Genomic DNA, 24,104 nt, shown 5'->3' with positions numbered 1-24,104 from the left:
TGGCCAACACAAACCCTGTGGGGGCTGCCTGATGCCTGCTTCGTTTAATACCCGCCAATCCTGTAGGAGCCGAGCTTGCTCGCGAAGGCGTCGGGTCAGCAACATCTTTGCTGAATGACTGAGCGCTTTCGCGAGCAAGCTTTGCTCCTACAAAGGGAGCGGTGTTCAGCGGGGGGTGAGCACGCGTTTCTTCAGGTAGTTCATGATGACTTTTTCGTCTTCAGGTTTGTCCGGACGCGGCAGCTGTTTTGGCCAGCGACTCTGGTTCAGCAATTTCTTCTGCCGGCTTTCGTCCCAGCGCAGAATCTCCCGCGAGGCGCATTCCCACCATTCATGCCGACAAGCGCTGTAGTACGGATCTTCCGGTGCGGCACTGCCGTACAGCACATCGCGCGCGACCTTGCGCATGGCGCCGCTCTGGTTGCGCAGCTTCCATTTGATTTTCAGGCGCTGCCAGGCCGAAGGGAACGGCTTGACCCGTGGCACATCGCGGCACAAATCAACCAGGCGCTGGCTGAACGTTTCGCCATGCTGAGAGAAGAAGTACGTCTGCATCGCATGGAAGAAGCGCTTCTCGGCGAAGTAGTGATAAACGTGCTTGCGCGCTTCCACCACCTCGCGCCCGCGCATGGCGTACGACAGGGCGATCTGCTCGATGGTGTGAATCTCGAAACCGCCCGCCGTCCATTCATCGATCAGCCGGATCGACTCTTCAAACAGTGCTGAATCGCTTTCGGTGATGCCGCACAGGCCGCTGTTGTAGAGCTTGAAGCCGTTGTCCGGCGTCACGCCGTAGGCGCGCAGGTCGCGACCGAGTTTCAGGTAATCGCGGCGTTCGTGGACGTCTTGCCAGTCGTACTCGAAGCGATCCATCACCGAGCGGTTCGCCTCGATCAATTCAAAGAGGCGCTGCGGGTGGCTGGTGAACAGCGTGTCGGTGTCGACGAACAGTGTTTTCTCCGCCAGCTGCATGCCGGCCGCGATGGCGCAGGCCTTGCGCCGATGGTGATAGCCGTGCACGCCTTGCCAGCGCGTCAGGGTCGCTTCGTCGAGCAGCACGGTATCGACCGGCCAGCCGGCGTAGTCTTGCGGGCGGTCGGTCAGAATCCTGATCGCCGGGAGCTTGCCGTCCTTGGCTTGGGACAGCACCGTGAGGATGCTGAACTTGGCTTCGCGGCGGTAGACGTCCTGGTTGCCGTAGATCAGATACAGCAACTGGTGACGGACTTTCTTGAGGGGTGTCGCCAGGGAATCGATACAACTCATCCGAAACAAAATCCTTTCCAACAACAGGACGGCCGGTCAGGCCATCCTCAGAACGGGGCCGGGCATTCGAAACGCAAGCGCTCGCCGGACTGCGGGTGGGTGAAGCTCAACATGCTCGCGTGCAGGCACAGGCGCGGCCAGGCGGCGAGGGCTTGCTCGTGGGCGTAGAGCCCGTCGCCGAGCAGCGGGTGGCCGATCGACAACATGTGCACGCGCAACTGGTGTGAACGGCCGGTGATCGGCGTCAGTTCGACGCGGCACCAATCGCCACAACGTTCCAGCACTCGCCAGAAGGTCAGCGCGTGTTTGCCGAATTCGTGATCAACCACATGGCGCGGCTTGGTCGGCGGATCGTAGCGCAGGGGCAGGTCAATGCTGCCGCTGTCCAGTTCCGGTTGTCCCCAGGCCAGGGCAGTGTAGGCCTTCTCTGTTTCACGGTCGTGAAACTGGCGTGACAGTTCGCGGTGAGTGTCGGCGTCACGCGCGAGCAGAATGATGCCGGAGGTTTCCCAGTCCAGGCGATGGACGATGCGCGCTTCCGGGTAGCCGTTTTCCTGCAGGCGGGTAATCAGGCAGTCCTTGTTGTCGTCGGCGCGACCGGGCACCGAGAGTAGCAACGTCGGTTTGTCGACCACCAGTACGGCGGCGTCCTGATGGATGATGCGGATGTTGGACAACGGCATTAAAACAGCCTCGTAACAAATGCCAACGGCGGCTCGGGACTGCTGATAACCCTGTAGGAGCTGCCGAAGGCTGCGATCTTTTGACGTTGAAAGATCAAAAGATCGCAGCCTTCGGCAGCTCCTACACGAGCATCAACAGCCCGAGCCGCCGTAGCGACTGCCGGATCGACTCAGCGATCGGGCAGGGTGATGTTGAGTTCCAGAATCGAGCAACTGCCCTGGCTTTCCAGTGCAACATGTACGTCGTCGTTGCCGATGTTGACGTACTTGCGGATCACGTCGACCAGTTCCTTCTGCAAGGCTGGCAAGTAATCCGGCGTGCTGCGCTGGCCGCGCTCATGCGCCACGATGATCTGTAGACGCTCTTTCGCTACCGAGGCGGTACTTGGCTTTTTGTTGGCACGAAAGAAGTCAAAAAGGTTCATTACCTACCTCCAAACAGGCGCTCGAAGAATCCCTTCTTCTCGACATCGAGGAAACGGTGGGCTTTTTCTTTGCCCAGCAAACGGTCGACGGTATCGCTGTAAGCCTGACCGGCATCGCTCTGGTCGTCGAGAATCACCGGTACGCCCTGGTTGGATGCCTTGAGCACCGCCTGGGATTCCGGGATCACGCCGAGCAGGGTTACCGAGAGGATTTCCTTGACGTCTTCAACGCCAAGCATCTCGCCCTTTTCCACACGCTCTGGGTGGTAGCGGGTGATCAGCAGGTGTTCCTTGATCGGGTCTTCGCCACGTTCGGCGCGACGCGATTTGCTCGCCAGCAGGCCGAGCATGCGGTCCGAATCTCGTACCGAGGACACTTCCGGGTTGGTCACGACGATCGCTTCATCAGCGAAGTACATGGCCAGGTGCGCGCCTTTTTCGATGCCCGCCGGGGAGTCGCAGACGACGAACTCGAATTGTTCCTTGAGCTCCATCAGGACTTTTTCCACGCCTTCGACAGTCAGCGCGTCTTTGTCGCGGGTCTGACTGGCGGCCAGTACGTAGAGGTTTTCCAGGCGCTTGTCTTTGATCAGCGCTTGTTGCAGGTTGGCTTCGCCGTTGACCACGTTGACGAAGTCATACACCACGCGGCGCTCGCAACCCATGATCAGGTCAAGGTTACGCAAGCCCACGTCGAAGTCGACGATCACTGTTTTGTGGCCGCGCAGAGCGAGGCCGGTACCGATAGCGGCGCTGGTGGTGGTCTTACCCACACCACCCTTGCCGGATGTAACCACGAGAATCTTGGCCAAGGTGTTTCACCCCTAAGGAAGAAGGACTTTTTAGCCCCTGAAAAACATCTCTTGAAAACTACTGCAGTCGGACAGCCTTGGCTGGAATTCGGCTTTTGGCCTTTTTCCTACTTCGTTTGAGCCGTTTTCGCTACGTTTTAGAGATGCTTGGAAAATGCGGCAGTATCCGTTAAAGCCGAATGATGTTCAACACGTCGCCCGACAGGCTGACCTGTACGCCCGAGCCCCACATTGGGTCGCGGCGCAAATCTTCGGAGACCTTGTAATGACCGGCGATGGAGATCAGTTCAGCGCTCAATTGCTGACAGAAAATCCGTGCCTTGGTGTCACCCTTCACGCCGGCCAGCGCCCGACCGCGCATCGGGCCGTATACATGGATGTTGCCATCGGCAAGAAGTTCCGCCCCCGGACTGACCGAGGACACCACGACCAAATCGCCACCCTGCGCATATATCTGTTGGCCACCACGTACTGGCGTGGTGATGACGCGGGTCTGTTTGACGGTCGGCTCAGGCGGTTTTTCCGGCTTCTTTTTGACTTCGGCCTCGGCCATTTCCAGCGGCCGCTCACGGGCACCGGACGGCGGCAGCACCGGGATGTCGATGGCGATGGCGGCGGCGATGTCTTCGATGCGGCTGGCGCGAATCGCCAGGGTGCGCAGGCCATGTTGACGGCACACGCGCATCAGGCCTGGCAGATCGACGGCGCCTTCGCTCGGCGGCAGCTTGTCCAGCGCCAGAACCAGCGGCGCGTTGCTGAAGAAATTCGGCGCCTGCGCGACTTTGGCGGCCAATTGCCGATCGAGGCTGTCGAGGTCGTTACGGGCCAGTTCCAGCACAGTAATGGCCAGCATGCTGCCCTTGAGCTGGAATACGGGATCTTGGTCTAACGGTTCGGTTTGGCTCATGTCGGCATACAACGGCTTGTCACTAAAAGTGCCGAGACTTATAACGAGAACGCCCGCAGGCCGCAAGCCGGGTCGAACGATGTAGAATGCGCGGCCACTGTATTTACGGAAGCTTTAATGGATCGCCCGCGTTTTCGAAAAGCATTTCTTGCTCCGCGCTTCTGGCCGCTCTGGTGCGGCCTGGGGCTTTTGTGGCTGATCGTGCAGCTGCCTTATCCGGCGTTGCTGACCATCGGTCGAGTTTTGGGTGCGTTGATGTATCGCTTCGCCGGCGACCGACGGCGCATCGCCAAGCGCAACCTGGAATTGTGCTTCCCGGAAAAATCCGCCGCCGAGCGCAAACGCCTGCTCAAGGAAAATTTTGCCTCCACCGGCATCGCCTTTTTCGAAATGGCGATGAGCTGGTGGTGGTCGCGTGAGCGTCTGGCCAAACTGGCCCACGTCGAAGGTCTGGAGCATTTGCAAAAAGCCCAGCGCGAAGGCAAAGGCGTGATTCTGATGGCGGTGCATTTCACCACCCTGGAAATCGGCGCAGCGTTGCTCGGTCAGCAGCACACCATCGACGGCATGTACCGCGAGCACAAAAATCCGTTGTTCGACTTCATCCAGCGTCAGGGCCGTGAGCGGCACAACCTCGATTCGCTGGCGGTGGAGCGCGACGACGTGCGCGGCATGCTCAAGCTGCTGCGTTCCGGTCGGGCGATCTGGTACGCGCCGGATCAGGACTACGGCGCCAAGCAGAGCATCTTCGTGCCGCTGTTCGGCATTCAGGCCGCAACCGTGACCGCGACCACCAAGTTTGCCCGCCTGGGTAAAGCGCTGGTGGTGCCATTCACGCAGGAGCGTCTGGCCGATGGCAGTGGTTATCGTCTGGTCGTGCATGCGCCGCTGGAAGACTTCCCGGGCGAAACCGAAGAAGCCGACTGCATCCGTATCAACCAATGGGTTGAAGGCGTGTTGCGCGATTGCCCGGAGCAATACTTGTGGGCGCATCGTCGCTTCAAGAGCCGGCCACCGGGCGAGCCGAAGTTGTACGCCAAACGCCGCTGAAAAAATAACTGACAAGCACCATGGAGCGTTGCGATGAGCCCAGCTGAACCGGTCACAGGTTTGATTCTTTCCGGCGGCGGGGCTCGGGCGGCGTATCAGGTGGGGGTGCTGGCGGCGATTGCCGAACTGTTGCCATTGGGCGCGGACAATCCGTTTCCGGTGATCGTCGGCACCTCGGCCGGGGCGATCAACGCGGTCAGCCTCGCCAGCGGCGCCACCGATTTTCGTGCCGCCATCGAACGCCTCACCTTATTCTGGCAAGGCTTTCGCAGCCATCGCGTGCTGCGCAGTGACTGGCCCGGCGTCATCCGTCAGGCCAGCCGCTTCGTCAGTCACAGCTTGCTCGGCCTCGGTCGGCATCTGCCGGTGGCGCTGCTCAACAGTTCGCCGCTGCGCGAGCTGCTCAATGAAAAACTGCACATGCCCGGCATTGCCGAATCCATCGCGCGCAAGCAATTGCACGCGGTGGCGGTGACCGCGTTCGGCTACGAATCGGGGCAGGCGGTGACGTTCTACCAGGGCGGCGGCAAGATTGATTCGTGGCTGCGGCATCGGCGCATTGGGGTGCCGACGCAATTGTCGGTCGACTATCTATTGGCCAGCTCGGCGATTCCGCTGTTGTTCGCGCCAGTGAAGATCGGTGATGAATATTTCGGTGACGGCGCGGTGCGGCAATCGGCGCCGATCAGTCCGGCGTTGCACTTGGGCGCCAGTCGCGTGCTGGTGGTCGGCGTCAGCGGCAACCCGCGCGGCGTTGATCCGCAGCAGCCGCTGGAGCGCACTTACACGGGGCAGCAGCCGACACTCGCGCAGATCGGCGGGCACATGCTCAACAGCACGTTCATTGACAGTCTGGAGAGTGACATCGAGTTGCTGCAGCGTCTCAACCAGTTCAGCCATCTGATGCCCGCCGGCACGCCGACGCGCGAGTTAGGGGTGGCGCCGGTGGAGGTGTTGGTGATTTCGCCAAGCCAGCCGATCGATGAGATCGCGGCGCGGCATCGTCAGGAATTGCCGGCGGCGTTGCGCTTGTTTTTGCGTGGGCCGGGGGCGACCAAGACGAGTGGGGCGGGGGTGCTGAGTTATTTGCTGTTCGAGGCGGGGTATTGCAGCGAGTTGATTGATCTGGGACGGCGCGATGCGTTGGCCAAGCGCGAGGAGTTGTGCCGGTTTTTGGGATTGCCATTTTAAAGCAAAAGATCGCAGCCTGCGGCAGCTCCGACATTGGAATGCGCTATCCCTGTAGGAGCTGGCGAAGCCTGCGATCTTTTGATTTTTATCAGAAGTGGAACTTCACCAGGAAGCTGGTCACGCTCTGATTGGTCTTGAACGCACCGGTGTCGTCGATCCCGTACTTGTCTTTCCAGTAGTCGTATTCAACACCGACATACAACTGCTTCTCGCCAAAGCTCAGCGCTTTGCCCAAGTCATATTTGACTTGTGGGTTGAAGTGCAGGTTGGCGTGGTAATCGCCCTTGGAGTTGGAGTCGTTGTCAGTCACCCAGTCCATGTAGCCGTCGATCAGGATGTCCGACTTGCCGACCGGGATGGTGTAGGACCAGACCGGGGTGATCTGCCAGACGTTGTCACCGGCACGCGAGCCTTCGGTGTGACGCTGATAGAAGTTCAACTGGAAGTAGTCGAAGCCCGGAATGGCCAGGTCGAAACCCGGACCGATCAGGTAAGACTCGGTGTCACCCTCACCGAACTCGTAGGTCATCGCCAACAGGACGTCTTTGATCGGGCCGAACTCGATCTTCTGGTCGAGCACCTTGCCCAGCGAGATGCGCGGGCTGAACTCGCCGTAGTAGGTGTTCGGACCGTTGCTGAAGTCCTTGCCACCGTTGTAGAAGATCTTGTCGAAGAAGAAGAAGTTGTCGCCGTACGTCCACGCATCGGCGTGTTCGAAGGTGACGGTCTGCTGGATGCGCGGGTTGACCTGGAAGTCCTTGCCATACAGATAGGTCAGGCTGTTGTTCTGCCACTGCAGCAGACCATCGGCCATGGCCTGGCCGCCGGCCAACATCGATCCCGCGAGCATCAGGCTGGTGCACATACGTTTCATTCGGTTGCTCCCAAAGTAGGTGTTCCACGTTTATTTTTTTAAGATCGGCGCTCTGGTGTGGCGCCTTTTTTCGTTGCTGCAAAAGTCATCCGATTGGTCAGCTTTCATGCTGTTAGCAAGAGCTGGGCCAAGGCTTTTCGAAAAGCAAAAAAACGCCCGTCGGCTGCTGAAAAACAGTCGATTGAGCGTGTTTTCGGGATGCCTCGGTACTGGCCGGGGCCGGGATAAGTTGGCCCGTCGGTCAGGAATTAAATCCGGGCTTTTTTTTAGACCGAATTCAAGAGGCCGCGGAGAATACTGACTCCTCGGCCAGCTCTCAAGTGCCCCGCAACAGAGCACCGACGACAGGTATGGAGCACGGTTGCGGGCCATCTTAAAAGTGCACCTTCACCAGCAGGCTGGCGGTGTTCTGATTGGTGTCGAAATTGTGTGTGTTTTCGACGCCGTATTTGTTCTTCCAGTAGCTGTATTCGGTGCCGACGTACAGCTGCTTCTGACTCCAGCCGAGGGCTTTGCCGAGGTCATATTTGATCTGCGGATTGATGTGCAGGTTGGCGTGATAGGTGCCGCGCGAGTTCTCGTCGTTGTCGACCACCCAGTCCAGATATCCGTCGATCAGCACATCGGAATTGCCCAGGGGAAAGCTGTAGGACCAGCCCGGCGTGATCTGCCAGACACCGTCGCCGGGGCGCGGGCCTTCGGTCTGGCGGCGGAAGATATTGAGGGTCACGTAGTTGAAGCCGGGCACCTTGATGTCGAAGCCGGGGCCGATCAGATAGGCCTCGCTGTCGCCTTCGCCATACTCGTAAGTCATGGCGAGCAGCACGTCTTTGATCGGGCCGAACTCAAGCTTCTGGTCGAAGATCTTGCCGAAGGAAAAGCGTGGGGTGAATTCACCGTAGAAGGCGTGGGGGCCTTTGTTCGCATCTTCTTTGCCGTTGTAGAAGATCTTGTCGACGAACAGGAAGTTGTCGCCGTATTTCCATTTGTCGGCGTGCTCGAACGTGACCGTCTGTTGGATCGACGGGTTGATCGCGAAGTTCTTGCCATACAGGTAGCTGAGGCTGTTGGTCTGCCACAGCAGTAAATCGCCGGCCATGGCTTGACTCGCGGCCAGCAGGCCGCCACTCAACAACACGTTGGTTTGCGTGCGAATCATCTGTTGCTCCCTCTTGTTTTTATTGTTTGAGGCGCAGAGCTATTTGCCCTTGAAGGAGTGAGCCTGCTCGCGATAGCGGTATGACATTCAACACATCAGTTGACTGAAAAAACGCTATCGCGAGCAGGCTCACTCCTACAGGGGGGTACATCGGTGTTGCTTTAGTGCTGGTGTGCGTGGCAGTCGTTGATCGCCGCGCGCTCTTTGCCGCCGAGAATGTTGAACAGCAGGTTCAGCGTCAGCGCGCTGAGCGTTGCCATGGCGATGCCGCTGTGGGTAATAGGGCTCATCCACAGCGGCAGGTGCGCGAAGAACTCAGGGCGCACCACCGGGATCAGGCCCATGCCGATGCTCACCGCGACCAGCAACTGGTTGCGCCGGTCACCGATGTCGGCTTCCTGCAGAATCTTGATCCCGGTCGCGGCGACCATGCCGAACATCGCAATCGCGGCGCCGCCGAGTACTGCCGGTGGAATCGATGCCACCAGGAACGCGGCTTTCGGCAGCAGGCTCAGGACGATCAGCAAGCCACCGGCAACGATGGTCACCGAACGGCAGCGCACGCCGGTCATCTGCACCAGGCCGATGTTCTGTGCGAACGAGGAGTGGGTGAAGGTGTTGAAGAACCCGGCGACAAACGAGGCGCCGGCATCACACAACAAGCCGCGACGCAGCATGCGCGGGCAGACTTCCTGGCCGGTGATCTTGCCCAGCGCGAGGAACATCCCGGTGGACTCGACGAAGATGATCACCACTACCAGACACATCGACAGAATCGGCGCGAGTTCGAATTTCGGCATGCCGAAATGCAGCGGGGTGACGAACTGAATCCATGGCGCGTTGGCCATGCCGCTGAGGTCGACCATGCCGATCGCGCCGCACAGGATGTAGCCGAAGCACATGCCGATCAGTACGGAAATGTTCACCCAGAAACCGCGCATGAAGCGGTGGACCAGCAGAATAGTGCCCAACACCAGTGCGGCGATGGCCAGATAAATCGGTGAACCGAATTGCGTAGCGCCAGCACCGCCGCCGGCCCAATTCACGGCCACGGGGAACAGCGACAAACCGATCGAGGTGATGACCGTGCCGGTCACCAGAGGCGGGAAGAAGCGTACGACCTTGGACATGAACGGCGCGATGATCATGCCGAAGAAACCGGCGGCGATCGTTGCGCCGAAGATGCCTTGCAGGCCGATACCGGGCATGCCGGCCATGGCGACCATGCTGCCGACAGCGGCAAAACTGGCGCCCATCATCACCGGCATGCGAATGCCCATCGGGCCGATGCCCATGGACTGGACGATGGTGGCGACACCGGCGACCAGCAGGTCGGCGTTGATCAGGAAGGCAATTTCTTCACGACTCAGGCCAGCGGCCTGTCCAATGATCAGCGGCACCGCGATGGCACCACCGTACATCAGCAGAACATGTTGCAAACCGACCAGGATCAGTTGCAAAAGGGGCAATCGCTGAATGGCGGGTGCGTCGGGGATGCGCGCTTTGGACAGCTCGGACATGCAACACCTCGGATCTTTTTATTCTTGTGATTAACAGCTGCCGGGTTGCTCACAGCTGTTTCTTTGCATCAGGTAAAACCGCGTTGCGGCCAATCGCTGGCAAGCCAGCTCCCACACAGGCAGTGCAAAACCCTGTGGGAGCTGGCTTGCCAGCGATGCTTTTACTGCTTAGTTGGTCTGTGCTCCCTGGGCGATCCATGCACCGATCAGGTCACGTTCCTGCTGGGTCATCTGAGTGATGTTGCCCAGTGGCATGATCTGCGTGGTGATGGCTTGCGCCTGGATGCGCGCCGCGTTCTGACGGATCTGCTCAGGAGTGTCAAACATCACACCCGCTGGCGCTGCGCTGAACAACGGGCTGGTTGGTTTGGCCGAATGGCAAACCGCGCAACGTTCCTGGATCACTGTGTGCACTTTGTCGAAACCCGGGCCAGCATTCGACGCCTGCGCCGGTGCTGCTGCAGGTTCGGCAGGGGCTGCCGGTGCCGCTTCAGCCGGTTTCAAGCCGCCACCCAGTGCCGTTTCCGGCAGCGGTTGGTACTCGATTTTTGCTGGAGCCTTGGCCACTTCCGGAGCGGTCGACATTGGTGCAGGACCGGTGACGTAGGCCAGGGTGATCATGCCCACCGCTGCAACCGGCAGCGTCCAGGCAAACTTGTGGCTGTCGTGACGGGTGTTGAAGTAGTGACGCACCAACACGGCCAACACCGCGATCCCGGCCAGGATCAACCAGTTGTACTGGCTGCCATAGGTGCTCGGGAAGTGGTTGCTGATCATGATGAACAGCACCGGCAGGGTGAAGTAGTTGTTGTGACGTGAGCGCAGCAGGCCTTTGGCCGGCAGTGCCGGATCCGGCGTGCGGTTCTCGGCAATCGCCGCCACCAGTGCCCGTTGCGCCGGCATGATGATGCGGAACACGTTGCCGACCATGATGGTGCCGATGATCGCGCCGACGTGCAGGTACGCACCACGACCGCTGAACACTTTGCTGAAGCCATACGCCGCGCCGATGATCAGCACGAACAGAATGAAGCCGAGCAGAGCAGGGCGTTTGCCCAAGGCCGAGTCGCACAGGAAGGAGTAGATGAACCAGCCGAGGAACAGCGAGCCGATACCGATGGCCACGCCTTCAGGGCCGCTCAGTGTGCTGCCCGGAGCCAGCAGGTAGAGCGTCGGGTTGGAGTAGAACACCACGCACAGCAGCGCGATCCCCGACATCCAGGTGAAGTAGGCTTCCCATTTGAACCAGTGCAGGTTCTCCGGCATCGACGGCGGGGCCAGTTTGTATTTTTCCAGGTGATAGATACCGCCACCGTGGATCGCCCACAGGTCACCGGCCAGACCGGTTTTCGGGTTGACGCGGTTGAGGTTGTTCTCCAGCCAGACGAAGTAGAACGACGCGCCAATCCAGGCCACGCCAGTAATCATGTGAACCCAGCGCACGCTCAGGTTCAGCCATTCCAACAGATGTGCTTCCACAGTCTTTACCTCTCGCCTGTCACTCTTGTTGTCGAGTGATCAGACCTTCTCTTATTGGTGGGGGGCGAGGATCAAACGCTCATCCTCTTTGAAAAAATGCTCATCGCAGTTATTGCCTGTGCCACTGCGATCAACCACCAGGAAGTCATCCCGCTTTTCGATCGTCAGCACCGGATGGTGCCAAACGCCGCGATGGTAATTAATGCCCTGCCTGCCGTTGGTGACGAAGGCGCGGACCAAGCCTGATACAGGTTCATCGCCAATTGGCGCGACCACGATCAGAAAGGGGTTGCCGAGCAGCGGTATGAAAGCCTGGCTGCCCAGCGGATGGCGTTCCAGCATGCAAACGGTCAGCGGCATGTCCTGCGCGTCGGCGCGGAAGATGCTGATGATCGCGTTGTCCTCAGGCTGAGCGGTTTCGACCGTCGCCAGTTTATGGAAGCGCATGGTCGAACCGTTGTTGATCATGAAGTGATCGCTGCCGTCGGTTTCGATGACGTCACCGAAAGGGGCGAAGGCTTCTTTGCTCAGCGGTTCAATCGTTAGTGTGCGCATGCTGTTCTTCTTATCCGAATTCTGTGTTGTTAGAACTATCGCCATCGCGGGCAAGCCCGCTCCCACAGTGGACTGTGGCGTTCACAAAACCTGTGGGAGCTGGCTTGCCAGCGATTGGGTTCAAACCTATTTAGCGACCTTGCCGAGAACGCGCAGGCGGCTTACACCACCGTCCGGGAACACGTTCAGGCGGATGTGGGTGATCGGGCCCAGTGCTTTGATCTGCTCGACGAAGGTGTGCTCGGCGTGCATTTCCAGCTTCTGGCTTGGCAGCAGATCGCGCCAGAACAGCGACTGGGTTTCGATCTGGCTGTCAGTACCACCTTTCACGAACGCGCCCTGGATCGAGCAAGTGTCCGGGTAGTTGCCTTTGAAGTGCAGGGTGTCGACGACGATCTTCTCGATCTCGCCCGGGTGACCCAGCGCGACGATGACCCAGTCATTGCCCGGCGTACGACGACGTGCAGTTTCCCAGCCGTCGCCCATGTTGATGCCACGGCCCGGGTTGAGGATGTTGCTCATGCGGCCGAAGTGTTCGTCGGAGCAGGCGAGGGCGCGGCCACCGTTCAGGGCTGCTGCCAGATCGACTTGCTCGTTATCGCCAACGGCCGACCAGTCGCGATGCGGCACACCGTACACGCGCAGACGGGCAACACCGCCGTCCGGGTAGATGTTGAAGCGCAGGTGGCTGAACGCCTGGTCGTTGCTGATTTCGTGGTAGTGGTGGCGGTTGCCCTGCAGCTCGACGGCCGACAGCACTTCAGTCCACTGGGTGTTTTCGTCAGGCTCGCCCGAGGCCAGGAAGCACGCTTCCAGAGAGGCCGATGGCGGGAAGTTGCCGGTGAAGAATGAAGTGTCGATGTCCACGCCTTTGATCGAGCCCGGTACGCCCAGACGGATCACTGCGCTGTCGAAGCCTTCGAAGCGCTTGCGGCGCGATTCCCAGCCGTCCATCCACTTGCCGTTGTCATCGAACACGCCCTCCTTCCATACGGCCGGGGTCGGTTGGAACAGACGATTGGCGTCTGCGAACCAGTCATCGGTGACCGAGATGATTTTGGTGCCCAGACGGGCATCGGCCAGGTTGACGAATTTTTCGAAAGGTACGGCGTAAGCTTTCATTCTTCTTGTCTGCCTTTAAATAAGTGGCTGGGGATGCTTGCGAGGCCCTGGGCATTCTCCGCGTCTGACATGCTCGGGCCAGGCTTGCTAAAGAGTCAGTAAACGGAACAGGGCGATCTTGTTGATCTCCGCCAGCGCGCATTTGAATTCGGTGTCTTGCGAATTGTGAATGCGCGTTTCGAACGCCGCGAGGATCTGATGCCGGTTGCTGCCTTTTACCGCCATGATGAAGGGAAACTTGAACTTGGCTTTGTAGGCGTCGTTCAGCTCGGTGAAGCGCTGGAACTCTTCGGCCGTGCATTGGTGAATACCGGCGCCAGCTTGTTCATTGGTGCTGGCTTCGGTCAGTTGGCCCTGGACGGCAGCTTTGCCGGCCAGGTCCGGGTGAGCGTTGATCAGTGCCAGTTGACTGGCGTGATCGGCGCTCAACAGGATGTCGCTCATGCGCTGGTGCAGGGTTTCGATCTCGTCGATCGAAGCGTCCACACCCAGGTCGTAAGCCTTCTCGGCCACCCATGGCGAATGTTCGTAGATGTCGGCGAAAGCTTTGACGAAAGCGTCGCGGCTCAGGGTCGACGGTTGCAGGGTTTGAAAGCGGCTCATTTGGCGGCCCCTTGGTACGGCTGGGTTTCGTGCCAGTGACGCGCGATGTCGACGCGACGGCTGAACCACACCTGTTCATGACTTTTGGCGTATTCGATAAAGCGTTTGAGCGAGGCGATGCGACCCGGACGGCCGATCAAGCGGCAGTGCAGACCGATCGAGAGCATTTTCGGTGCTTCAGCGCCTTCGGCGTAGAGCACGTCGAACGCGTCTTTGAGGTATTCGAAAAAGTCGTCACCCTTGTTGAAACCCTGCACTTGCGTGAAGCGCATGTCGTTGGTGTCGAGGGTGTACGGGATCACCAGATGCGGCTTGCCGGTCGGGTTGTTCGGTTCCCAGTAGGGCAGGTCATCGTCGTAGGTGTCGCAGTCGTAGAGGAAACCACCTTCTTCCATGACCAGGCGACGGGTGTTCGGGCCAGTGCGGCCGGTGTACCAGCCCAGTGGGCGCTCGCCGGTGATTTCGGTGAGGATGCGGATCGCTTCGAGCATGTGCTCGCGTTCCTGCGCTTCGTCCATGTACTGGTAGTCGATCCAGCGATAGCCGTGGCTGCAGATTTCGTGGCCGGCATCGACCATCGCGCGGATCACGTCCGGGTGGCGCTGGGCGGCCATGGCGACAGCGAAGATGGTCAGCGGAATGTCGAATTCCTTGAACAGTTTCAGGATCCGCCAGACGCCGGCACGGCTGCCATACTCGTAAAGCGATTCCATGCTCATGTTGCGCGCGCCTTGCAGCGGCTGAGCAGCAACCATTTCAGACAGGAACGCTTCGGATTCTTTGTCGCCGTGCAGAATGTTGCGCTCGCCGCCTTCTTCGTAATTGAGTACGAAGGACAGGGCGATGCGGGCATTGCCCGGCCAGTGTGGGTGAGGAGGGTTACTGCCGTAACCGATCAGGTCGCGTGGGTAGTCAGCGCTCACTGCAGTCTTCCTTCTTATTCGTTGACAGATGTGTGTGGCGGCCTGGCAGGCTGGCGTCACAGCGATGGGCTGATTGTATACAACTTTAATCGCAATTTGTAAGCCTGAATTTTCGCATTTTTCACCGACTGTCATCTTTTGCTGTTAATGGCTTGAGCCTGCAAGAAACCTGCCTGACCAGTCAGCTAATGGATAGGAGGTTCAATGAATAGGCGTATGGCTGGCCAATCGGCAGGAAAGCCCCGAATGGCGGGGGTGGTGTGAAAAATGTCGTTTTTATTGTGTACAATTTTTTTGAAAAGTGTCTTAATTAGTCGCTCGCCGCAGCTTTTCGTGCTCCGAATCGGTGCGGTCTCCTTTTCAACTGACTTCGGGAGGCGCGAAGTCTGACTGCTCCACGCAGGCAGGCGCGCAGAATCAATGGGACGTTTGACAACACACGTTTTGGACGCTGCACACGGTTGCCCGGGCAGTTCGATCAAGGTCGAGCTGTACCGCGTTGAAGGTTCGCAACTGGAATTGGTCGCCAGTGCCGTAACCAACAGCGATGGCCGGGTCGATGCACCGCTGCTGCAAGGCGATGATTATCGTACCGGCGTTTATCAGGTTCAGTTTCACGCGGGCGATTACTACCGCGCCCGTGGTGTTCAGTTGCCGGAACCGGCATTCCTGGACGTGGTTGTACTGCGCTTCGGCATCTCTGCCGAACAGGATCATTACCATGTTCCGTTGCTGATTTCGCCGTACAGCTATTCCACGTACCGGGGCAGCTGACCCCAAGCAGCTGCCCCCACCGGGAAGCGACTGCGCATATAGCTTCTTTGGTCTTTCGCCCGCCCACACTGCGGGCTTTTTTTTGCCTGTCTTAAAGTCAAAAGATCGCAGCCTGCGGCAGCTCCTACAGATTGAAGTGCAATCCCATGTAGGAGCTGCCGCAGGCTGCGATCTTTTGCTCTTTAACGGCTCAACAGGGATGCAGCGCCAGCACCACTGAACAATCCGGCACTGATTCGGTTGAACCAACTCTGACCTTTACCGCTGCGCAAATACCGCGCCGCGCCATGCGCACCCAGCCCATAAGCCAGTTTGCAGCTCAGATCGAGCACCACCCACGTCGCAATCATGATCAGCAACTGCGGCAAAAACGGCTGCTGCGCGCTCAGAAACTGCGGCAGAAATGCGGCGAAAAACAGAATGTCCTTCGGATTGCTCGCGCCCAGCACAAACGCACGCCCGAACAAGGTGCGAAAGCGCGGAGTCGGTGCCGCCTGAGGCACTTCTGCACCCACTGACGGCTGACGCGATTGCTGCCAGCTCTGCCAGGCGAGGTAGAACAAATACAGCGCACCGACGATTTTCAGCGCACTGAACAACTGCTCCGACGCCAACAGCAGGGCGCCGAGCCCCAAAGCCGACGCACTGAGCAAACAGATCGAGGCAATCACGCCACCCAAAAATGCCGGGTAAGAACGGCGCAGACCGTAATTCAGACTGTTGCTGATCATCAGCAATGACAGCGGCCCCGGAATCAGGATCACCACCAACGCAGCGCCGCTGAACAGCAGCCAGGTTTCCAGACTCATCACTTTCCTCCTTTTTTGTTGTATTGAAAAATGCACAAAAGCCCCACCCGTGAGGGTGAGGCCGTTTTGAAGCCTGAACCGCGTAGCGCTTACAGGAAGATGAACTTGGCGATGAAGATCGCGCAGAGCACCCACAGGCTCACGGAAATTTCCTTGTACTTGCCGGTACCGGCCTTCAGCGCCACATAGGTGATGAAGCCCAGCGCGATACCGTCGGCGACCGAAAAGGTCAGCGGCATCATGATGGCGGTGACGATTGCCGGAATGGCATCAGTGGCTTCGTCCCACTCGATGTGGGCCATGCCGCCCATCATCAGCATCGCTACATAGATCAGTGCACCGGCGGTGGCGTAAGCGGGAATCATGCCGGCCAGCGGTGCGAAAAACATTGCCGCTATAAATAGCACACCTACGGTGACTGCGGTAAGACCAGTCCGACCACCAGCGGCCACGCCGGCAGCACTTTCTACGTAGCTTGTTACTGGAGGAACACCGACCACGGCGCCGAAAACACTGGAGGCACTGTCGGCTTTCATCGCGCGGGAGAGGTTTTCGATACGGCCGTCAGCGTTGACCAGATTGGCGCGTTGGGCGACGCCCATCAGGGTGCCGGCGGTGTCGAACATGTGTACGAAGAGGAAGGCCAACACCACGCTGATCATGCTGACGTTGAATACGCCGGCCACGTTCATCGCCATGAAGGTCGGCGCCAGGCTCGGCGGCGTCGACATGATCCCTTCGTAATGCACGATGCCCAGGCCCCAACCGGCCAGGGTCACGGTGATGATGCTGATGAGGATTGCGCCGAAGATTTTGTGGTAGCTGAGGATCGCAATCATCAGGAAGCAGATGGCGGCGAGCAGCGGGCCGGGCTCACGCAGGGAGCCAAGCTTGATCAGCGTCGCCGGGCTGTCGACAACAATGCCGGCGGTTTTCAGGCCGATCAGACCGAGGAACAGACCGACACCGGCACCCATCGCAAAGCGCAGGCTGACCGGAATACTGTTGAGCAGCCACTCACGAATCCGCGAGAAGGTCAGGATCATGAACAACACACCGGAGACAAACACCGCACCCAGCGCGGTTTCCCAGTTGTAGCCCATGGTGCCGACCACGGTGTAAGTGAAGAACGCGTTGAGGCCCATGCCTGGCGCCAGGCCGACTGGCCAGTTGGCGTACAGGCCCATCAACAGGCAGCCCAGTGCGGCGGCGATACAGGTGGCGACGAACGCCGCACCGTGGTCAATCCCGGCATCGGCCATGATGTTCGGGTTGACGAAGATGATGTAAGCCATGGTGATAAAGGTTGTCAGACCGGCAATCAGCTCGGTCTTCACCGTGGTGCCATGCAAGCTGAGTTTAAACAAGCGCTCCAGCAGGCCAGTGCGTAATGGCGGCGAGAGATCCAGCGTCGATGCTTCGGATTTGCGGCTTTCCACAGCGAGTACTCCTCAAGAGTTTTATTGTTATTTCCAGGGCCGGACCCATGAGGGGTGGCAGCGGCCCTTTGAGGCACTTGCGAATTTGTTGACCATGCGGTCAGGAACTCGCACGCTGTGGATTATGCTTTTGTGTACAAATAAAGCAAATATTGTTTTTGGTTTTGTTTACGAAAGTTCCGTCGTTAGTGATATATCGCCCTTGAGGGCCCCATCGCTGGCAAGCCAGCTCCCACATTGATCTGTGGCGTACACAAAACATGTGGGAGCTGGCTTGCCAGCGATGAGGCCCGAACAGTCAATCGAGAACTGCCTGACTGTTCCCCAGCGCCAGATTCACCGCCAACCAGCCATTCACCGCCGCCTCCCCAGCCTCGGCAAATACCCGCTCCAGCAACTTCACCTGTTCACGCCGCAACGCCTGCTCAAACTTTGCGCCTTCGGCCGTCAACGCCAGCAGCCGCTTTCGCTTGTCCGTCTCCGAGGCCACGCTGTCCACCAGGTGCATTTCCTGCAACTGCCGCAACGGCATGTTCAGCGCCTGTTTACTCACGCCGAGCAATCCCAGCAATTCCTTCACATTCAAATTCGGGTACCGCGCGATGAAAAACACAATGCGCTGATGCACCCGCGACAACCCGCGGCGCTCGAGCATTTCGTCAGCCTTGGCGGTGAAGGCCTGATAGCCGAAGAAAAACGCTTCCATCGCCTGTTGTTGGCTTGCAGGGTTTTTAAGGTCAAGCATGTTGACGTACTCGCTCAAGCTGTCGTAATTTCAGTCAATCAGTTTGACTTATTTTTCGTCCGCCTCGCTACCGGTGACCCCCATGGCTTTTTCCGAACGTGTCTCGCGCCTTAAAAGTTCTTTGATCCGTGAAATCCTCGCCGCTGCCCAGCGCCCCGAGGTGATGTCGTTTGCCGGCGGCTTGCCGGCCGAAGCCATGCTGCCGAAAGTCGAATGGGCCGACATGCCGCTGGCGCTCGGTCAATACGGCATGAGCGAAGGCGAGCCGGCGTTGCGCGAAGCGTTGGCGGCGGAGGCGAGGGCGCTTGGCCTGCAATGCGAGGCGAGTCAGGTATTGGTGGTCAGCGGCTCCCAGCAAACCCTCGATCTGGCGGCCAAGCTGTACATCGACAAGGGCACGGAAATCCTGCTCGAAGCGCCGACCTATCTTGCTGCGTTGCAAATCTTCCAGCTGTTCGGCGCCGACTGCCTGACCGTGCCGCAAGAGTCCGATGGCCCGAACCTGGCGCAACTGCGCAGTCGTCTCGAACAACATCGTCCGGCGTTCATCTACCTGATCCCGACGTTCCAGAACCCGTCCGCCGTGCGTTACAGCGAAGCCAAGCGCGCAGCGGTCGCAGCGCTGCTCGACGAGTTCGGCGTGACCCTGATCGAAGACGAGCCTTACCGTGAGCTGACCTTCGACGGCGGCAGTGCCAAACCGATTGCCGGACGTTTGCAGAAGGCGAGTTGGATCTACACCGGCACCGTGTCGAAAACCTTGCTGCCGGGTTTGCGCGTGGGCTACCTGATCGCCAGCCCCGATCTGTTCCCGCACCTGCTCAAGCTCAAACAATCAGCGGACTTGCACACCAATCGCATTGGTCAGTGGCAGGCGCTGCAATGGATTGGCACTGAGAAATATAAGCAGCATTTGAGTGAATTGCGTGGGTTCTACCGTCAGCGGCGCGATGCGTTTCAGGCAGCGCTGGAAACGCACTTTGCGGACCTGGCCGACTGGAACATGCCGCAGGGCGGGCTGTTTTTCTGGCTGACGTTGAAGCAGCCGCTGGATACGCGAACGTTGCTCAATGAGGCGCTGGCCAATGACGTGGCGTTTATGCCGGGGGAGCCGTTCTTCCCGGAGCCGGAGAAACATCATGGGCATTTGCGTTTGAATTTCAGCCATATCGATCCGGCGCGGCTGGATGAAGGGCTGAAGCGATTGGCGGCGGTGGTGCGCCAGGCGCAGTTGGATAAAGCGGCGTGAAAAAATAAACCGGCTCATGGGCCGGTTTATTTTTGTCTGAGATTTGCTGTGTCTGTGCGGGCCTCTTCGCTGGCAAGCCAGCTCCCACAGTGATCTGTGGCGTTCACAAAACCTGTGGGAGCTGGCTTGCCAGCGATGAGGCCATCAGCATCACCACAGAATCATCAGACCGCCGCGAAGCGCTTATCCAGATAATCAATAATCACCTTCGACTCATACATCCAGGTCGTCTGTCCATTCTCTTCAATGCGCAAGCAAGGCACCTTGATCCGGCCACCCTGTTCCAGCAGTGCCTGACGATCCTGCTCGTTATTCTTCGCATCCTTCAGCGCCACCGGCACATTCAGGCGACGCAAAGTACGGCGGGTTTTCACACAGAACGGGCAGGCGTGGAACTGATACAACGTCAGATCCTTGGCCGCCGTATCCACCTGAGCCTGCGCAGCAGCGGGGCGTTTTTTCTTGCCCGGACGGGTGATGAAGTCGATGAAGATAACCAGTTGGCCGAGGCCGACACGAAGCGCTTTGACGAACACGTTGAAAGCCTCACGGTGCAAATAAAGAAAGGCGCGCAGCTTACCCGATTTTTCACGGGCGAAAAAAAACCGGCGATGAATGCCGGTTTTCTTCGTGCTGCGCGTTACTTGATCAGGCTGAGAAACTCACTGCGGGTGGCAGCGTTTTCGCGGAACTCACCGAGCATCACCGAAGTGATCATCGACGAATTCTGCTTCTCGACTCCGCGCATCATCATGCACATGTGCTTGGCCTCGATCACCACGGCCACGCCCAGCGCGCCGGTCACCTGCTGGACCGCATCGGCGATCTGGCGGCTGAGGTTTTCCTGGATCTGCAGACGGCGGGCGTACATGTCGACGATCCGCGCGACCTTCGACAGGCCCAGCACTTTGCCGCTCGGGATGTACGCAACGTGCGCCTTGCCGATGAACGGCAGCAGGTGGTGTTCGCACAGCGAGTACAGCTCGATGTCCTTGACCAGCACCATTTCGCTGTTGTCGGAGCTGAACAGGGCACCGTTGGTGACCTCTTCGAGCGTCTGTTCATAACCGCGGCAGAGGTACTGCATGGCTTTGGCGGCACGCTTCGGCGTGTCGAGCAGGCCCTCGCGGGAGACGTCCTCGCCCAGTTGGCCGAGGATCGCGGTGTAGTTCTGTTCCAGTGTCACAGGGGCTGATTCCATAAGGGTTTCAGAGGGGTACTGTTTCTGTCTGTACCAATTTTGTGCCAATCAAGCTGTATCCGAGCTTGCCGAGTTCATCCCAGTCGGTGCTGGAATTGATCCGTCGGGCATAAGTCGATAGCAACATCTGAACGCTATGACCGAGCTGAGTGGCAATAAACGCAGGGTTCATACCCGCCATGAAGCACATGGTAGCGTATGTGTGTCGGCAGTTGTATGGCCGGCGGGCGCGAATCCCCAATTCGATCAGTGCGGCCTGGAAGAGTTGGTCCGCCAGTTCGAATGGGCGCTCAGTTCGCGACAGGTGTTTGAATGGCAGAAAATAACCTGCCCCGAAACGCTCACCGCCATGCAGCGCGCCAGAGTAGATCGCTCACGTCAGCGATTTTATCGAGTAAAATCCTGAACCGTCATTTTTGCTATGGCAGCACTTGCCATTCTCGCTGCTTCTAATGACCCGTAAAGGTGTCACTGACGCAACGGCCACACCCTGTAAAGAAGCCAGAGAGCTGCTGCGTGTCGAGGCTGAGCCTTGGCGTTCACAGGCAAAAAATGCTGGGTAAAGATTCATTTAAAACAACGGCCCGAAAGGGCCTTTTGCATGACCAGGATGCGATTTTCGCGCCTACTAGCCAAAGGAAAATCATGAAAAGTTCAATCAATGATATGGCATTTACTGAGCGTCGCCGCGTGCCTGTGAGAGCTCTGGCAGGTGGCATTTTATTCTTGGTTATGGCGATCCAGGGATTCCGTATGGAGTCCAATGGTATCGCTGGGCTGCTGTTGGTGTGTTCGATATGGTACTTGGGCATGGCGTGGCTGAACCGCAACGCAGGTTCGCAAACGTTGATGATCCTCAAGGACAAAGGCATCTGGTTTTTCAATGCTGATGGGTTAGTCCCTTACACATCGATTGAAGCCACAGAGGTCGAGTCGTACAGCGGGATAGCTCAGATGCAGCTCAATACGGTACTTCATATCATTGCCGAAAAGGCTGACACCCTGCCGAACTTTAATGACAGCCGGTGGAAGATCTTTTTCAAGATGCCAAGTGCGCGTAAGGGCAAAGGCTTTCGCAAGCATCTTGTCGTGTTCAACTATGGTGGTCTGCGCGACGAAGACGGCAAAAACGTCGACTATGAGAACCTTGAAGAAGAACTAACGTATCGCATCGAGAAGGCTCATCAAGAGGAACACGAGCTGAGCAATTCAGTTTATGTGCCCTCATCGTCAGCCAACGATTCGCTGTCGCCTGTCACTCATTGAATCGCGCTTAACGCGGCAGGCGCTGGCAGTGGGTGCAAAGCCGACTGCCGAAAGCTGCCGTTCAGCTCCGTGATTCGAACATCTTGAGTAAAGAAAAAGCCCCGCATTTGATTACATGCGGGGCTTCAGTGGGGGCAGCGAAGGCGAATCTCATAGCTAACGGGATTATTCGTCGCGGCCTTCCATCATCGTGCGCTTGAGCATCACATAAACCGCGCCGGCACCGCCGTGTTTCGCTTGGCAAGAGCAGAAGCCCAGCACTTGCGCATGTTGGCGCAGCCAGGTGTTGACGTGGCTTTTGATCATCGGCCGTTTGCCGTCCAGACGCACGGCTTTGCCGTGGGTGACGCGCACGCAGCGGATTTCGAATTTTGTCGCCTCAGCGAGAAACGCCCAAAGGGTTTCGCGAGCCTTTTCGACACTCATGCCGTGCAGGTCGAGGCTGCCTTCAAACGGAATCTGGCCGACCTTGAGCTTGCGCATCTGACTTTCCTGCACGCCGTCGCGGGACCACATCAACTCGTCTTCCGGGCCGACGTCGATCACGAACTGATCGGACAGACCATCAACGGTGGTGGTTTCGGTGCGCACGGTGGCCGACTGGCGCAGCTTGGCAATCTGTGCGCGGTCAGTCTTGGGTTTGCCGGTATCGGCGCGATCGTGCTTGATCGGCTTGACGCCGCGCAGCTCGTTTTTGAACAGGGAAAAATCGTCGTCTTGCATGTCAGCCTCCGCGAAGGGCGGCCAGTTTACCCAAGTCGAAACAAAACGGCCCGGCAAAAAGCCAGGCCGGTGATTCAGTCGTGTTTTTTCATCAGGTGCGGGGACATGTTCAGCTCCCGCGATTGCCGTGCGCGCCGACGGCAGCGACGCCACAGCGCGACACCGAAATACACGAACAGCAAACCGACCGCCAGAATGATCGCCGAACCCATCGGTGTAGCGTTCAAATCACCGAGCGCCGGTGGGTGCCCGATCAGGCTGGCGGCGCCGGCCAATGCCAGCAGCACGCCGAACGTGGCCAGAATGGCCGCGATCGCCGCGCCGAAGCGAAAACGCCAGTTGCTTTGGCCTTTGGGCCGCAAGCGGCGTGCGTCAAATCCATCGGATAACTTCATTCCGACCTTCCTCAATGGGTATCGGCCCTTCGACCGGGAGTTGACCGGGTTGTTCCTGAGGCTATGGCATTTGCGGCAAATGAGAGGGTTTTGCGGATGAGCGGCGCGGTGAGCCGCTCATCAGAGCGGATCAGATCAAGTCTTGCGTCAAGGCGAGGGTGGCGAAGTTGTCGGCCATGATCGCCATTTCGGCTTCCTGCACAACTGCGGCGCTGAGCACGCGGCCCTTGAACGGCAGGTCGCGAGTAGCGCAGGCGTCTTCCACCAGGGTGCAGCGGAAACCCAGGTTCTTCGCCGCGCGCACGGTGGTGCTGACGCTGGAATGGCTCATGAAACCGCAGACGATCAAGTCCAGCGAGCCGAGGTTTTGCAGGCGATCCAACAGCTCGGTGCCATGGAATGCGCTCGGCAGCAGTTTGCCGATGATGGTTTCATCACCTTGCGGCTCCAGGCCGGGGATGAATTCGCCGCGTTCGCCCTGCGGGTCGAACAGGCCACCGACGGTGCCGAGGTGACGCACGTGCACGATCGGCCGACCGGCTGCACGGGCTGCGGCAACCACTTGTTTGATGTTCGCGACGGCCGCGTCCATGCCGCTCAGGGCCAGCGGGCCACTGAGGTATTCTTTCTGGGCATCGATGATGACCACGGTGGCATGGCTCAGTGTGGCCGCTGCGTAACCGCGACCGCTGAGTTGAAACATCGTTTTTGGAACGGACATTCTGGGGCTCCTTGGGGTGGGGCTTTTGCGACATTGTCCTCTGGCTGAGCGCTTCTGTGAATCGCTACCATCGTAGACACCGTCGTTATTGGCCTGCAGCCTTGTCAAGTTACACGTTCTGTTCAATAGCTGATGCAAAAAACAGAAAACTCCTACTGTCGGCTCGGAATTTTTCCTGCGTCGTCGTCACGCGTTTTGGCTGGTAGAATCGCC

At 58.6% G+C, this 24,104-nt stretch carries 26 protein-coding genes and 2 pseudogenes; 6 read left to right on the top strand and 22 right to left on the bottom strand.

What is annotated here, in order from left to right:
• Nucleotides 1-165: 165 nt before the first annotated feature.
• The 5 genes from ACZZ0B_RS17255 to minC form a co-directional block, all read right to left on the bottom strand.
• Entirely contained in the window at nt 166-1,266 is a 1,101-nt protein-coding gene (locus ACZZ0B_RS17255) for a hypothetical protein (RefSeq protein WP_463545851.1), read from the bottom strand.
• 47 nt (nt 1,267-1,313) lie between these two features.
• A complete protein-coding gene (locus tag ACZZ0B_RS17250) occupies nt 1,314-1,949 on the bottom strand; it encodes an RluA family pseudouridine synthase (RefSeq protein WP_008080882.1) in 636 nt (211 codons plus the stop codon).
• A 170-nt stretch (nt 1,950-2,119) separates the two neighbouring features.
• Nucleotides 2,120-2,374 (bottom strand): cell division topological specificity factor MinE, encoded by a 255-nt coding sequence (gene minE, locus ACZZ0B_RS17245; RefSeq protein WP_003223146.1) that lies wholly within the window; start codon nt 2,372-2,374, stop codon nt 2,120-2,122.
• Nucleotides 2,374-3,186 carry a septum site-determining protein MinD gene (gene minD, locus ACZZ0B_RS17240; RefSeq protein ID WP_007913953.1) on the bottom strand — a complete coding sequence of 271 codons (813 nt, stop codon included), beginning with the start codon at nt 3,184-3,186 and terminating at the stop codon, nt 2,374-2,376. Before minD ends, minE begins: the two co-directional genes overlap by 1 nt.
• Before the next feature lie 169 nt (nt 3,187-3,355).
• Complete coding sequence (gene minC, locus ACZZ0B_RS17235; protein ID WP_045123115.1) at nt 3,356-4,093, bottom strand: septum site-determining protein MinC; 738 nt, start codon at nt 4,091-4,093, stop codon at nt 3,356-3,358.
• A gap of 117 nt (nt 4,094-4,210) precedes the next feature.
• On the opposite strand from minC, the gene ACZZ0B_RS17230 reads away from it, so the two are divergent.
• Together ACZZ0B_RS17230 and ACZZ0B_RS17225 are read left to right on the top strand one after the other, a co-directional pair.
• Nucleotides 4,211-5,143: a lipid A biosynthesis lauroyl acyltransferase gene (locus tag ACZZ0B_RS17230; protein WP_008080887.1), complete on the top strand. Its 933-nt coding sequence runs from the start codon at nt 4,211-4,213 to the stop codon at nt 5,141-5,143.
• Between the two features lie 33 nt (nt 5,144-5,176).
• A complete protein-coding gene (locus tag ACZZ0B_RS17225) occupies nt 5,177-6,334 on the top strand; it encodes a patatin-like phospholipase family protein (RefSeq protein WP_463545850.1) in 1,158 nt (385 codons plus the stop codon).
• 88 nt (nt 6,335-6,422) lie between these two features.
• Here the strand turns inward: ACZZ0B_RS17225 and ACZZ0B_RS17220 are convergent, their stop codons facing one another.
• From ACZZ0B_RS17220 to puuE, 8 genes are all read right to left on the bottom strand, one after another.
• The gene (locus tag ACZZ0B_RS17220) at nt 6,423-7,208 is read right to left on the bottom strand and encodes an outer membrane protein OmpK (protein WP_008080890.1); all 786 of its coding nucleotides are present in this window, start codon (nt 7,206-7,208) and stop codon (nt 6,423-6,425) included.
• Between the two features lie 373 nt (nt 7,209-7,581).
• Complete coding sequence (locus tag ACZZ0B_RS17215; RefSeq protein ID WP_008080892.1) at nt 7,582-8,367, bottom strand: outer membrane protein OmpK; 786 nt, start codon at nt 8,365-8,367, stop codon at nt 7,582-7,584.
• Between the two features lie 161 nt (nt 8,368-8,528).
• Nucleotides 8,529-9,887: a nucleobase:cation symporter-2 family protein gene (locus ACZZ0B_RS17210; RefSeq protein WP_463545849.1), complete on the bottom strand. Its 1,359-nt coding sequence runs from the start codon at nt 9,885-9,887 to the stop codon at nt 8,529-8,531.
• A 168-nt stretch (nt 9,888-10,055) separates the two neighbouring features.
• Nucleotides 10,056-11,366: a urate hydroxylase PuuD gene (locus tag ACZZ0B_RS17205; protein WP_463545848.1), complete on the bottom strand. Its 1,311-nt coding sequence runs from the start codon at nt 11,364-11,366 to the stop codon at nt 10,056-10,058.
• A 51-nt stretch (nt 11,367-11,417) separates the two neighbouring features.
• Complete coding sequence (locus ACZZ0B_RS17200; RefSeq protein WP_077571770.1) at nt 11,418-11,921, bottom strand: ureidoglycolate lyase; 504 nt, start codon at nt 11,919-11,921, stop codon at nt 11,418-11,420.
• 126 nt (nt 11,922-12,047) lie between these two features.
• On the bottom strand, nt 12,048-13,043 hold the full coding sequence (gene alc / locus ACZZ0B_RS17195; protein ID WP_463545847.1) for an allantoicase: 996 nt from the start codon (nt 13,041-13,043) through the stop codon (nt 12,048-12,050).
• Nucleotides 13,044-13,130: 87 nt separating this feature from the next.
• Nucleotides 13,131-13,646: a 2-oxo-4-hydroxy-4-carboxy-5-ureidoimidazoline decarboxylase gene (uraD, locus tag ACZZ0B_RS17190; protein WP_008080897.1), complete on the bottom strand. Its 516-nt coding sequence runs from the start codon at nt 13,644-13,646 to the stop codon at nt 13,131-13,133.
• Nucleotides 13,643-14,569: an allantoinase PuuE gene (gene puuE / locus ACZZ0B_RS17185; RefSeq protein WP_034151757.1), complete on the bottom strand. Its 927-nt coding sequence runs from the start codon at nt 14,567-14,569 to the stop codon at nt 13,643-13,645. The genes uraD and puuE overlap by 4 nt, the downstream gene beginning before the upstream one ends.
• A gap of 420 nt (nt 14,570-14,989) precedes the next feature.
• Here puuE and uraH point away from each other — a divergent pair, with 420 nt between their 5' ends.
• Entirely contained in the window at nt 14,990-15,343 is a 354-nt protein-coding gene (gene uraH / locus ACZZ0B_RS17180) for a hydroxyisourate hydrolase (RefSeq protein ID WP_008080901.1), read from the top strand.
• Nucleotides 15,344-15,525: 182 nt separating this feature from the next.
• Here the strand turns inward: uraH and ACZZ0B_RS17175 are convergent, their stop codons facing one another.
• The 3 genes from ACZZ0B_RS17175 to ACZZ0B_RS17165 form a co-directional block, all read right to left on the bottom strand.
• Nucleotides 15,526-16,152: a LysE family translocator gene (locus ACZZ0B_RS17175; RefSeq protein ID WP_463545846.1), complete on the bottom strand. Its 627-nt coding sequence runs from the start codon at nt 16,150-16,152 to the stop codon at nt 15,526-15,528.
• Between the two features lie 89 nt (nt 16,153-16,241).
• Entirely contained in the window at nt 16,242-17,591 is a 1,350-nt protein-coding gene (locus tag ACZZ0B_RS17170; RefSeq protein ID WP_440095687.1) for an NCS2 family permease, read from the bottom strand.
• A 298-nt stretch (nt 17,592-17,889) separates the two neighbouring features.
• Complete coding sequence (locus tag ACZZ0B_RS17165; protein WP_400648532.1) at nt 17,890-18,336, bottom strand: MarR family winged helix-turn-helix transcriptional regulator; 447 nt, start codon at nt 18,334-18,336, stop codon at nt 17,890-17,892.
• Between the two features lie 82 nt (nt 18,337-18,418).
• On the opposite strand from ACZZ0B_RS17165, the gene ACZZ0B_RS17160 reads away from it, so the two are divergent.
• Nucleotides 18,419-19,585, top strand: a complete 1,167-nt coding sequence (locus tag ACZZ0B_RS17160; RefSeq protein WP_463545845.1) for an aminotransferase-like domain-containing protein — start codon at nt 18,419-18,421, stop codon at nt 19,583-19,585.
• 164 nt (nt 19,586-19,749) lie between these two features.
• Here ACZZ0B_RS17160 and ACZZ0B_RS17155 read toward each other — a convergent pair whose 3' ends face one another.
• The 3 genes and pseudogenes from ACZZ0B_RS17155 to ACZZ0B_RS17145 form a co-directional block, all read right to left on the bottom strand.
• Nucleotides 19,750-20,121 (bottom strand): glutathione S-transferase N-terminal domain-containing protein, encoded by a 372-nt coding sequence (locus tag ACZZ0B_RS17155; RefSeq protein ID WP_158830641.1) that lies wholly within the window; start codon nt 20,119-20,121, stop codon nt 19,750-19,752.
• 104 nt (nt 20,122-20,225) lie between these two features.
• Complete coding sequence (gene folE / locus ACZZ0B_RS17150; protein WP_010456659.1) at nt 20,226-20,771, bottom strand: GTP cyclohydrolase I FolE; 546 nt, start codon at nt 20,769-20,771, stop codon at nt 20,226-20,228.
• Nucleotides 20,772-20,793: 22 nt separating this feature from the next.
• Nucleotides 20,794-21,063: pseudogene (locus ACZZ0B_RS17145) on the bottom strand (site-specific integrase); the annotation flags it as partial.
• Between ACZZ0B_RS17145 and ACZZ0B_RS17140 the strand changes: the two are divergent.
• Both ACZZ0B_RS17140 and ACZZ0B_RS17135 read left to right on the top strand, forming a co-directional pair.
• Nucleotides 21,043-21,147: pseudogene (locus ACZZ0B_RS17140) on the top strand (DNA adenine methylase); the annotation flags it as partial. The pseudogenes ACZZ0B_RS17145 and ACZZ0B_RS17140 sit on opposite strands and share 21 nt — an antisense overlap.
• Before the next feature lie 284 nt (nt 21,148-21,431).
• A complete protein-coding gene (locus tag ACZZ0B_RS17135) occupies nt 21,432-22,052 on the top strand; it encodes a hypothetical protein (protein WP_463545844.1) in 621 nt (206 codons plus the stop codon).
• 165 nt (nt 22,053-22,217) lie between these two features.
• On the opposite strand, the gene ACZZ0B_RS17130 is transcribed toward ACZZ0B_RS17135, so the two are convergent.
• The 3 genes from ACZZ0B_RS17130 to ACZZ0B_RS17120 all read right to left on the bottom strand — a co-directional run bounded on the left by ACZZ0B_RS17130 (nt 22,218) and on the right by ACZZ0B_RS17120 (nt 23,891).
• Nucleotides 22,218-22,775 carry a Smr/MutS family protein gene (locus ACZZ0B_RS17130; protein WP_008080915.1) on the bottom strand — a complete coding sequence of 186 codons (558 nt, stop codon included), beginning with the start codon at nt 22,773-22,775 and terminating at the stop codon, nt 22,218-22,220.
• A gap of 74 nt (nt 22,776-22,849) precedes the next feature.
• The gene (locus ACZZ0B_RS17125; RefSeq protein ID WP_008080917.1) at nt 22,850-23,170 is read right to left on the bottom strand and encodes a hypothetical protein; all 321 of its coding nucleotides are present in this window, start codon (nt 23,168-23,170) and stop codon (nt 22,850-22,852) included.
• A gap of 130 nt (nt 23,171-23,300) precedes the next feature.
• Nucleotides 23,301-23,891: a cysteine hydrolase family protein gene (locus tag ACZZ0B_RS17120; protein ID WP_007914026.1), complete on the bottom strand. Its 591-nt coding sequence runs from the start codon at nt 23,889-23,891 to the stop codon at nt 23,301-23,303.
• Nucleotides 23,892-24,104 lie beyond the last annotated feature (213 nt).

It is taken from the genome of Pseudomonas sp. AC247 (assembly GCF_979258015.1).
Note: the sequence above shows the minus strand (reverse complement) of the source record. Positions and strands in the feature narration are given on the sequence as shown.

Excerpts from the sequence above, each read along its gene's own strand:
- ACZZ0B_RS17175 (WP_463545846.1), bottom strand. The coding sequence starts at position 16,152 with ATGAGTCTGGAAACCTGGCTGCTGTTCAGCGGCGCTGCGTTGGTGGTG.
- minE (WP_003223146.1), bottom strand. The coding sequence starts at position 2,374 with ATGAACCTTTTTGACTTCTTTCGTGCCAACAAAAAGCCAAGTACCGCC.
- ACZZ0B_RS17230 (WP_008080887.1), top strand. The coding sequence starts at position 4,211 with ATGGATCGCCCGCGTTTTCGAAAAGCATTTCTTGCTCCGCGCTTCTGG.
- ACZZ0B_RS17220 (WP_008080890.1), bottom strand. The coding sequence starts at position 7,208 with ATGAAACGTATGTGCACCAGCCTGATGCTCGCGGGATCGATGTTGGCC.
- ACZZ0B_RS17255 (WP_463545851.1), bottom strand. The coding sequence starts at position 1,266 with ATGAGTTGTATCGATTCCCTGGCGACACCCCTCAAGAAAGTCCGTCAC.
- uraH (WP_008080901.1), top strand. The coding sequence starts at position 14,990 with ATGGGACGTTTGACAACACACGTTTTGGACGCTGCACACGGTTGCCCG.
- ACZZ0B_RS17165 (WP_400648532.1), bottom strand. The coding sequence starts at position 18,336 with ATGCTTGACCTTAAAAACCCTGCAAGCCAACAACAGGCGATGGAAGCG.
- ACZZ0B_RS17120 (WP_007914026.1), bottom strand. The coding sequence starts at position 23,891 with ATGTCCGTTCCAAAAACGATGTTTCAACTCAGCGGTCGCGGTTACGCA.
- ACZZ0B_RS17200 (WP_077571770.1), bottom strand. The coding sequence starts at position 11,921 with ATGCGCACACTAACGATTGAACCGCTGAGCAAAGAAGCCTTCGCCCCT.
- ACZZ0B_RS17210 (WP_463545849.1), bottom strand. The coding sequence starts at position 9,887 with ATGTCCGAGCTGTCCAAAGCGCGCATCCCCGACGCACCCGCCATTCAG.
- uraD (WP_008080897.1), bottom strand. The coding sequence starts at position 13,646 with ATGAGCCGCTTTCAAACCCTGCAACCGTCGACCCTGAGCCGCGACGCT.
- ACZZ0B_RS17215 (WP_008080892.1), bottom strand. The coding sequence starts at position 8,367 with ATGATTCGCACGCAAACCAACGTGTTGTTGAGTGGCGGCCTGCTGGCC.
- ACZZ0B_RS17160 (WP_463545845.1), top strand. The coding sequence starts at position 18,419 with ATGGCTTTTTCCGAACGTGTCTCGCGCCTTAAAAGTTCTTTGATCCGT.
- minC (WP_045123115.1), bottom strand. The coding sequence starts at position 4,093 with ATGAGCCAAACCGAACCGTTAGACCAAGATCCCGTATTCCAGCTCAAG.
- ACZZ0B_RS17130 (WP_008080915.1), bottom strand. The coding sequence starts at position 22,775 with ATGCAAGACGACGATTTTTCCCTGTTCAAAAACGAGCTGCGCGGCGTC.
- ACZZ0B_RS17250 (WP_008080882.1), bottom strand. The coding sequence starts at position 1,949 with ATGCCGTTGTCCAACATCCGCATCATCCATCAGGACGCCGCCGTACTG.
- ACZZ0B_RS17135 (WP_463545844.1), top strand. The coding sequence starts at position 21,432 with ATGAAAAGTTCAATCAATGATATGGCATTTACTGAGCGTCGCCGCGTG.
- ACZZ0B_RS17125 (WP_008080917.1), bottom strand. The coding sequence starts at position 23,170 with ATGAAGTTATCCGATGGATTTGACGCACGCCGCTTGCGGCCCAAAGGC.
- ACZZ0B_RS17225 (WP_463545850.1), top strand. The coding sequence starts at position 5,177 with ATGAGCCCAGCTGAACCGGTCACAGGTTTGATTCTTTCCGGCGGCGGG.
- alc (WP_463545847.1), bottom strand. The coding sequence starts at position 13,043 with ATGAAAGCTTACGCCGTACCTTTCGAAAAATTCGTCAACCTGGCCGAT.